Here is an 8,422-nt window from a genome sequence, read left to right as displayed (position 1 = left end):
TTCGGGCGGCGAAATCCCCGCGGCGCATATAAGTACAATTACCTGGAGCATGCTGGCTTCCTTTGCGTTCGGTCGCTCCTCCCGACGCGCTGGTTTTCGCATTGGCTCTCAAGGTTTTATTGAAGGCACAGGGCGCTGTTTGAACGATGACACTGCTAATAGTTCTCCGGCTGTTATGAAAGGGACTCGGCATGCCCCTTGGAACCGTTCTCGTATTTGTCGATTTCTCTACCGCCGGTGAGGCGCGGATGCAGTATGCAATCCAGCTTTGTCAGCGCCACCATTCCCACCTTGTCGGAATTTTTGCAGCCCCGTCCGGCTGGCCCGGCACCCGGCGGAGTCCTTCGTACGGGGAGAAGGTGCCATCCGTCGGATCTCCAACGCAACAGAACTGAAGCGGAGCTTGCCTCAAGCGAGGCTGGCCGCGATTTCCAGACGACCATGCAACGGGAAGACATCAGTTTTGAATTCCGGGTCGTCCACAGGCACGTCGAAATGGAAGTCATGATAATTAGTAGCGCTGACCCGCCGGGACATTCTATCAATCGGCCCGTTAGGCGAATGTCGGTCTTTTAGCCGCTTGCGTTCCAAAAGTGAGCTTTGCGGACAAGAACTTGCTCCTTCGATTGCGGAGGATGGCGACAAGCAGGAATCCTACTCCCAAATCCAAATCGGATGCATCCTTGAGTAAACAGCGAAACGGAAGCTAATGTTCGGACTATCAGCTCTCGAACTCGCTCGAATTCAGTTCGGCTTCACGATCTCGTTCCACATCATATTCCCCGCGATCACCATCGGACTGGCAAGTTATCTCGTTGTCCTTGAGGGTCTGTGGCTTTGGAAATGCAGGGAGGTCCATCGGCAGCTCTACCGCTTCTGGTCGACGATTTTCGCGGTAAACTTTGCCATGGGCGTGGTCTCCGGGCTGGTGATGGCTTACCAGTTCGGCACCAACTGGAGCTACTTTTCGGCCTTCGCGGGAAGCATTACCGGACCGCTGCTCGCCTATGAAGTGCTGACCGCATTCTTTCTTGAAGCCGGGTTTCTGGGTGTAATGTTGTTTGGTTGGAACAAGGTTGGACCAGGCCTGCATTTCTTTGCAACTTGCATGGTTGCGTTGGGAACCCTGATTTCGGCGACATGGATCCTTGCCTCCAACAGTTGGATGCAAACACCGCAAGGCTTCGAGATCATCAACAACCGCGTTGTCCCCACCGACTGGCTAAAGGTGATCTTCAATCCCTCTTTCCCTTATCGGTTTGCCCACATGACGGTTGCGGCATATTTGGCAACAGCCTTGTTTGTCGGAGCATCGGGCGCGTGGCACATAATGCGGGGGCGCTCCACGCCGGCGATACGCGCAATGTTTTCAATGGCTATGTGGATGATCTTAATCGCAGCACCAATCCAGGTCGTCATCGGGGACGCGCACGGCCTCAACACACTCAAACACCAGCCGGCAAAGATAGCCGCCGTTGAAGGTCACTGGCAGAATACGCCGGGCGAAAGCATCCCCCTCATTCTGTTCGGGATACCCGATATGACGGCCGAGACCACGAGATACGCGCTGCAGATACCCTATCTCGGCAGCCTCATTCTCACCCATGACCTTAACGGCCATGTCCCAGGTTTGAAGGAGTTTGCGCGGGAAGACCGGCCAAACTCCACCGTTGTCTTCTGGACCTTCCGTATAATGGTGGGTCTCGGAATGCTAATGCTCCTCCTTGGGATATCGAGCCTGTGGTTGCGATGGAGAGGGAAGTTGTTCGGCTCGCGTCTGTTCTTGCGCTTTGCCTTGCTGATGGGGCCTGCAGGATTGATCGCCATCCTTGCGGGTTGGCTCACCACTGAAATCGGCCGTCAGCCCTGGATCGTATATGGCGTGATGCGCACCAAGGACGCTGTATCCAATCATTCAGTACTGGCACTCTCAACGACGCTCACTTTGTTTATCGTGGTCTATTTCGCGGTCTTCGGCACCGGCATCGGCTACATGTTGAAGCTGGTCGCGACCGGACCTGATGAAGCGGACGCCAGCCCACCCAACGTCGACCAATCACAGCGTCCTGCGCGGCCGCTTTCAGCAGCGCCCGATGACATGGACCCTACCATTTTAATCCCTGGCAATGACGAGGTGTGACGACGATGGGTATAGATCTTCCGCTGATCTGGGCAATCATCATTGGCTTCGGCCTTATGATGTACGTGATCATGGACGGGTTCGATCTGGGTATAGGCATCCTCTTTCCGTTTATTTCCGAACGCCACGACCGCGACACCATGGTCAATACCGTCGCGCCGGTCTGGGACGGCAACGAAACATGGCTGGCTCTTGGCGGAGCCGCCTTGCTCGCAGCCTTCCCCCTCGCCTATTCGGTGATTCTAAGTGCACTGTATCTGCCGCTGGTCGTCATGTTGTTGGGGCTTATATGGCGCGGCGTCTCCTTCGAGTTTCGCTTCAAGGCCCATGTCGCGCACAAACCCTTCTGGGACAAGGCGTTTGCGTGGGGATCCTATGTTGCCACAATTGCGCAGGGTGTTTCCCTTGGCGCGTTCATCAACGGATTTGAGGTCTCCGGCGGCGTATATTCCGGTGACGGTCTGGACTGGCTCAGTCCGTTCAGTCTTTTCACAGGAATCGGGCTTGTTGCCGCCTATGCATTGTTGGGTTCAACCTGGCTGATCATGAAAACGGAGGGTTCGCTGCAGCAACGCATGAAGAAACTCGCCCGGCCGATCGCCTATCTGGTTCTGCTGGCAATCGTCATCGTCAGTTTGTGGACACCGCTGTCACATCCGGACGTCGCTGCGCGCTGGTTTTCCATCCCAAATCTGTTTTTCTTTGCGCCCGTTCCCTTGCTTGTCCTTCTCGTGACTTGGACAATCGTGTTCACACTGCGTCGAGAAACCCATGCAGCGCCCTTCATTCTCTCCCTTCTGCTCGTCTTTCTGGGCTACAGCGGCTTCGCCATCAGTCTATGGCCGAACATTATTCCGCCCTCCGTATCGATTTGGGACGCCGCCTCTCCAGGGGAAAGCTTGGGCTTCACTCTGGTTGGCGCGCTTTTCGTTATACCGTTCATCCTGATGTATACGGCCTGGTCCTATTATGTCTTCCGGGGCAAGGTCAGGGCCGGCGAAGGATACCACTGATGCCGGCCAATACAGCTCCACCGAAACCATGGCTGCGCCGACTGCTCTGGCTCCTGGTTATCTGGGCGGCCAGCGTTGCTGGCCTGGCAGTCGCGGCCGCGGTGTTTCGCGTGTTCATGAACCTTGCTGGGCTAACTGTCTAGCCCCATGCAAGCTGGGCATCCAACCGTACGGCGAAGAGAGTTGTGCCTGCGGATTACTAGGGTTGCCGCAAGCCAATTCCCTGCGATAATGGACGCAAGGAATTGCGGGATGCACGAGGACAACGCCTTCACTGCCGCGGTAAGTCTGATCCTGAGCGGCGACGCCGTTCTAGGCGAGATCGTACGCTTGTCCCTGGCGGTCTCGTTGACCGCGTTGCTCGTATCAGCCATCATCGGACTTCCGCTCGGCGCGGCGCTGGCGCTGGCGCGTTTCCCTGGGCGCTCCTTCCTCGTCGTGGCGTTTAATGCGCTCATGGGACTGCCGCCCGTGGTTGCGGGTTTGATGGTCTACCTGATGCTATCTCGATCCGGTCCGCTGGGCTGGATTGGAATCCTGTTCACCCCGTCGGCGATGATCGTGGCACAATCGCTGCTGATCACACCCATCATCGTATCGCTGACACGCCAAGTCGTCGAGGATCTCTGGGGCGAATATGAAGAGCAACTGCGCTCGCTCGGCTCGACGCGGCTTCAGGCAATCCCCACGCTTTTGTGGGACGGCCGCTTCAGCTTGATCACGACGATTCTGGCAGGTTTCGGCCGTGCCAGCGCCGAGGTTGGAGCGATCCTGATCATCGGCGGCAACATCGCCGGTTACACCCGCACAATGACGACGGCGATTGCACTTGAAACGAGTAAAGGCGATCTCGCCCTCGCGCTCGGCCTTGGAATTATCCTGCTCACGATTACACTTTTACTGAATGCAGCGGCTTACGCCACGGGACGAATCGCACAGAAGGTGGCAGGGTGACAGCGATGCATGGCAGCTTCTCGATACTCCCGCTCCGTGCGGAAGGACTGACTTACAACATCGCTGGACGTGCGCTCGTAGATGATATTTCTTTCGAGATTGCTCGCGGCACGCGTACGATCATCATGGGTCCAAATGGCGCAGGCAAGAGCCTGACACTGCGGCTCTGCCATGGCCTCCTTAAACCGACCTTAGGCTCGGTCACGTGGAACGGCGCAGCTTACACCGAGGGCCGAAAGCGTCACGCGATGGTGTTCCAGCGGCCGGTGATGCTCCGCCGCTCTGCCTTGGCCAATCTGACGCACGCGCTAAGTCTCACGAGATCATCCCCGAGGGACGCGCTCTCGAGGGCGAACGAGGCGCTTGCGCGCTTCGGCCTGGTCGAGCTTGCACGCCGACCTGCGCGCATCCTGTCCGGAGGGGAGCAGCAGCGCCTGGCGATGGCGCGGGCATGGGCGCTCGATCCGGAGGTGCTCTTTCTGGACGAGCCGACCTCGGCGCTTGATCCCACGGCAACCCGGGCGGTGGAAGATATGATCAAGGCTTTTCATGCCGACGGCATGACCATCCTCATGACTACCCACGACCTCGGCCAGGCACAGCGTCTCGCTGACGAGGTCCTCTTCCTGCATCGCGGCCGAATTCTTGAGCAAACCCCGGCCAAGGAGTTCTTCGAGCGCCCCCGGTCTGACGCGGCGCGGGCATTTATCAATGGTGAACTTTTGTGGTGAGCCGTTTCAAGGGAGAAATGACTATGAACGTTATGAGATATATTTTAGTCGCCGGCGCGCTTGCGTTGTGTTCGCTACCGCGGCTCGCCAGTGCCGAGGCCTTCATTACCGTTGCCTCAACGACATCCACGGAGCAATCCGGTCTGTTCGGCCACATTCTCCCGATCTTCAAAGACCGGACCGGCATTGAGGTTCGAGTTATCGCCCAAGGTACCGGCCAAGCCCTGGATACCGGGCGACGCGGTGACGCAGACGTCGTGTTTGTCCATGCAAAGGCTGCCGAAGAGGAGTTCGTAAAAGAGGGTTCCGGGATCGGACGCAGGGAAGTCATGTACAATGATTTCGTGATTGTCGGACCGGGCGACGATCCCGCCGGCATCAAAGGCGGCAAGGATGCCGTGGCCGCGCTGAAGAAGATCTCGGCGAGCAACGCGGCCTTCGCTTCGCGCGGCGACGACTCGGGAACGCACAAGGCCGAACTTGCACTCTGGAAGCAGGCCGGGATCAACCCCTCCGGCGACTGGTATCGTGAGCTCGGCGCGGGCATGGGACCGACGCTCAACACCTCGGCGCAAATGCCCGCCTATACCCTGACCGACCGCGCCACGTGGCTGTCATTCGATAATAAAGGGCCGCTTGAAGTCGTGGTCGAGGGCGATGCCAAGTTGTTCAACCAGTATGGCGTGATCCTGGTCAATCCCGGCAAACATTCGCACGTGAAGGCAGAACAGGGCCGGGCGTTCATCGACTGGCTCATTTCCAAGGACGGCCAGAATGCCATCGCCGAATACAAAATCAACGGCCAGCAACTCTTCTTCCCGAACGCAGCGGAAACTCAATAAATTAAATGATGAGATTATCCAATTTGCGCAGCGTTTGATCAATTCCGCGAGCGCCGAAATGCTATGGTTGTTGGAGGGTCGATATTCGGCTGGAACGTCTGCAACACGCTTTTGGAGTGGATTGAAATGAAAGCCCTGTCACGTCGAAAGGTCCTGACTGCCGGAGCTGCAGGTGGTTTGCTGGCCGCAGCCACGACTGTGGCCCGCGCTGCAGATCAAGTGCCGCAGCCAAGTCGTGGCGCTGGTGTAGGCGGCACCGATCCCGGGCCCCGCAACATCTCTCGTGATCAACAGAACCCGGAGATGCTGGACCCGCCCTCCACCGATCATGGCACGCTGCCGAACCTTCGCTTTTCTTTCTCCGACTCCCACGTACGGCAGGAAAGTGGTGGCTGGGCCCGTCAGATTACGGAACGCGAACTTGGCATTTCCAAGAACATCGCTGGCGTGAACATGCGTCTCAACGCGGGGGGCGTCCGCGAACTTCATTGGCACAAGGAAGCTGAATGGTCCTATATGCTCTACGGCTCCGCGCGGATCACCGCCATCGATGCGCAGGGCCGCAACTTCGTTGACGATGTCGGAGTCGGCGATCTCTGGTATTTCCCGGGCGGCATCCCCCACTCGATCCAGGGACTTGGGCCGGACGGATGTGAATTCTTGCTCGTTTTCGACAGCGGCGGCTTCGATGAAGACAGCACTTTCCTTTTGAGCGACTGGTTCAAACATACGCCAAAGGACGTCCTTGCAAAGAATTTCGGGGCACCGGCATCATTGTTCGGCGCGCTACCCGATCCAGGTGCGCTTTATATCTTCAAGGCATCCGTTCCTGCTCCGCTCGGGCCGGATAAATTGCAGGGTGTCGAACCCGTGCCGCAAAGTTTCAGCCACCGGATGCTGGCACAGGAACCGATCAGGACAAAGAGCGGAACAGTACGCATAACCGACTCGAGTAATTTCGAAGCCTCCAAAACAATCGCGGCGGCGCTTGTGGAGGTGGAGCCCGGCGGCATGCGTGAACTGCACTGGCATCCCAATACGGACGAGTGGCAATATTACATCCAAGGGCAAGGCCGCATGGGGGTATTTGCGTCATCGGGTCAGGCCCGTACCTTCGACTTTCAGGCCGGCGACGTGGGTTATGTTCCCTATGCCATGGGGCACTATGTCGAGAACACCGGAAATGAGCCGCTGCGTTTTCTCGAAGTGTTCAAGAGCAGTTACTATGCCGATCTCTCACTCAATCAATGGCTAGCTCTCACACCGCCCGAGCTGCTGAAGGCTCACCTCAATCTGGATCCACAGATAACGAACGCGCTGCAGAAAACCAAAAATCCCGTGCGCCCGTTAAGCTAAATGTTGATTGCGAATTTGGCCGGGGCTGTGAAGCGGCCTGTTCCAACAAGGGTTTACTATATGGGTCCAGCCGCGGAGATGCATGGAACTAGCTTGAGTACTCATTTTCCGCAAGCAGGTGCCAGCAACAAACTGACGATAGGAGCATCGTCCGACGTCGATGGGTCGACGCCTTGCCGGGGGTTATACCACCCTCTCCGATATGGCCGATATGCGTCGAATTTTTATGGGAAAGGTGTTATCGATTGCGTCATGAATTCGATATGCGCCCTCATTTCGCGCGACGACGCACTGGATGTCTTGCTTGCAGGAGTGGAGATCATTCCCATCAGTCAGCAGCCTGTTGATGAGGCGGTCGGCCGTATTTCAGCAGGCTTGATTGCATCGAGCCCACTACCCGCTAAATCGATCGCCGTTACCGATGGCTGGGCTGTTCGGGCATTGGACCTTGTCGGCGCATCATCTTATTCACCTGCACTATTGATGATGCGACCCAGCTGGGTGGAAAGTGGGGAGTTTCTGCCTGACGAATGCGACACCGTGATCGAATCCGCGTGGCTCGACCAAAAGGATGATATTTTCCAAATCGTCTCCGAACCGAGGCCCGGAGAGGGAACGAGACCCGTAGGGGCAGAGGTTGCCGCAGATTTTGTGGTTTTAAGTCCGGGGCAAAAAGTCCGGGCCATTCATTCCCTTATTGCAACGAAATTGGGGCTGGAATCACTATCGGTGCGCACGCCGCGACTTCAAATTATCAATGTGTCAGGCGGCGGCGATCAGTCGTTCACCGCCCAGTATATCGCTGAAGCCGCTGCGAGGGCCGGCGCTGTCGTGACCAGGATGGATGTCGCCAAGACAACGACTGCAATCGCCTCGGCTATGGTGGCGACCGAGGCCCATCTCATTGTAACAATCGGTGGGACGGGCTCTGGAAAAACAGACGTGACGATCGATAGTCTTCGGAGCATTGACATTCCCGTTGCGCACGGCATCGCGATCACACCCGGGCGGACAGCTGCAGTTGGACGCAAAGGAGACACACCGATCATCGCCTTGCCGGGGGACCTGGAGGGTGCTCTCGGGACCTGGCTGGCGGTGGGTTTGCCTTTGCTGGACAGATTGACAAGCCGCGAGAGACCTATTGAATTGCGCCCTATCAGGCGGAAGATTTCGTCGGCAGTGGGTGTTGCGGAAGTTGTGTTGCTGGCCAGCCAAGCTGGCGAATGGTTGCCACTCGCTGTCGGTGAGTTACCGTTGTGGGCGCTCTCGCAAGCCGACGCGTGGATGCTGGTCCCGGCCGATGGTGAAGGCTTTCCGGCGGGCGAGCTTTGCCAGGCTTATCGGTTCGGCGATGAGAAATAATGGTGATATTTGTGTGAGGAGTAC

8 protein-coding genes are annotated in these 8,422 nt (G+C 57.4%); all 8 read left to right on the top strand.

Annotated features, from left to right (window positions below; all coding sequences use genetic code 11):
• The first annotated feature begins 709 nt into the window (after positions 1-709).
• The 8 genes from PHA01_RS26495 (at position 710) to PHA01_RS26460 (ending at position 8,398) form a co-directional block, all read left to right on the top strand.
• Positions 710-2,140, top strand: a complete 1,431-nt coding sequence (locus tag PHA01_RS26495; protein WP_271899273.1) for a cytochrome ubiquinol oxidase subunit I — start codon at positions 710-712, stop codon at positions 2,138-2,140.
• A gap of 5 nt (positions 2,141-2,145) precedes the next feature.
• Positions 2,146-3,153: a cytochrome d ubiquinol oxidase subunit II gene (gene cydB, locus PHA01_RS26490; protein WP_271899272.1), complete on the top strand. Its 1,008-nt coding sequence runs from the start codon at positions 2,146-2,148 to the stop codon at positions 3,151-3,153.
• Positions 3,153-3,296, top strand: a complete 144-nt coding sequence (locus PHA01_RS26485) for a DUF2474 family protein (protein WP_271899271.1) — start codon at positions 3,153-3,155, stop codon at positions 3,294-3,296. The genes cydB and PHA01_RS26485 overlap by 1 nt, the downstream gene beginning before the upstream one ends.
• Positions 3,297-3,405: 109 nt before the next feature.
• Positions 3,406-4,107, top strand: a complete 702-nt coding sequence (locus tag PHA01_RS26480) for an ABC transporter permease (RefSeq protein WP_271899270.1) — start codon at positions 3,406-3,408, stop codon at positions 4,105-4,107.
• A gap of 5 nt (positions 4,108-4,112) precedes the next feature.
• Entirely contained in the window at positions 4,113-4,838 is a 726-nt protein-coding gene (locus tag PHA01_RS26475) for an ABC transporter ATP-binding protein (RefSeq protein WP_271899278.1), read from the top strand.
• Positions 4,839-4,870: 32 nt separating this feature from the next.
• The gene (locus PHA01_RS26470) at positions 4,871-5,680 is read left to right on the top strand and encodes an ABC transporter substrate-binding protein (protein WP_271899277.1); all 810 of its coding nucleotides are present in this window, start codon (positions 4,871-4,873) and stop codon (positions 5,678-5,680) included.
• Between the two features lie 126 nt (positions 5,681-5,806).
• Positions 5,807-7,036 carry an oxalate decarboxylase family bicupin gene (locus PHA01_RS26465; RefSeq protein WP_271899269.1) on the top strand — a complete coding sequence of 410 codons (1,230 nt, stop codon included), beginning with the start codon at positions 5,807-5,809 and terminating at the stop codon, positions 7,034-7,036.
• 252 nt (positions 7,037-7,288) lie between these two features.
• Complete coding sequence (locus PHA01_RS26460; RefSeq protein ID WP_271899268.1) at positions 7,289-8,398, top strand: molybdopterin-binding protein; 1,110 nt, start codon at positions 7,289-7,291, stop codon at positions 8,396-8,398.
• The last annotated feature ends 24 nt before the right edge of the window (positions 8,399-8,422 follow it).

Source organism: Candidatus Phyllobacterium onerii (assembly GCF_028331445.1).
Classification (GTDB): Bacteria; Pseudomonadota; Alphaproteobacteria; order Rhizobiales; family Rhizobiaceae; genus Phyllobacterium; species Phyllobacterium onerii.
The sequence above is the reverse complement of the archived record's forward strand: the minus strand, read 5'-3'. Positions and strand labels throughout refer to the sequence as shown.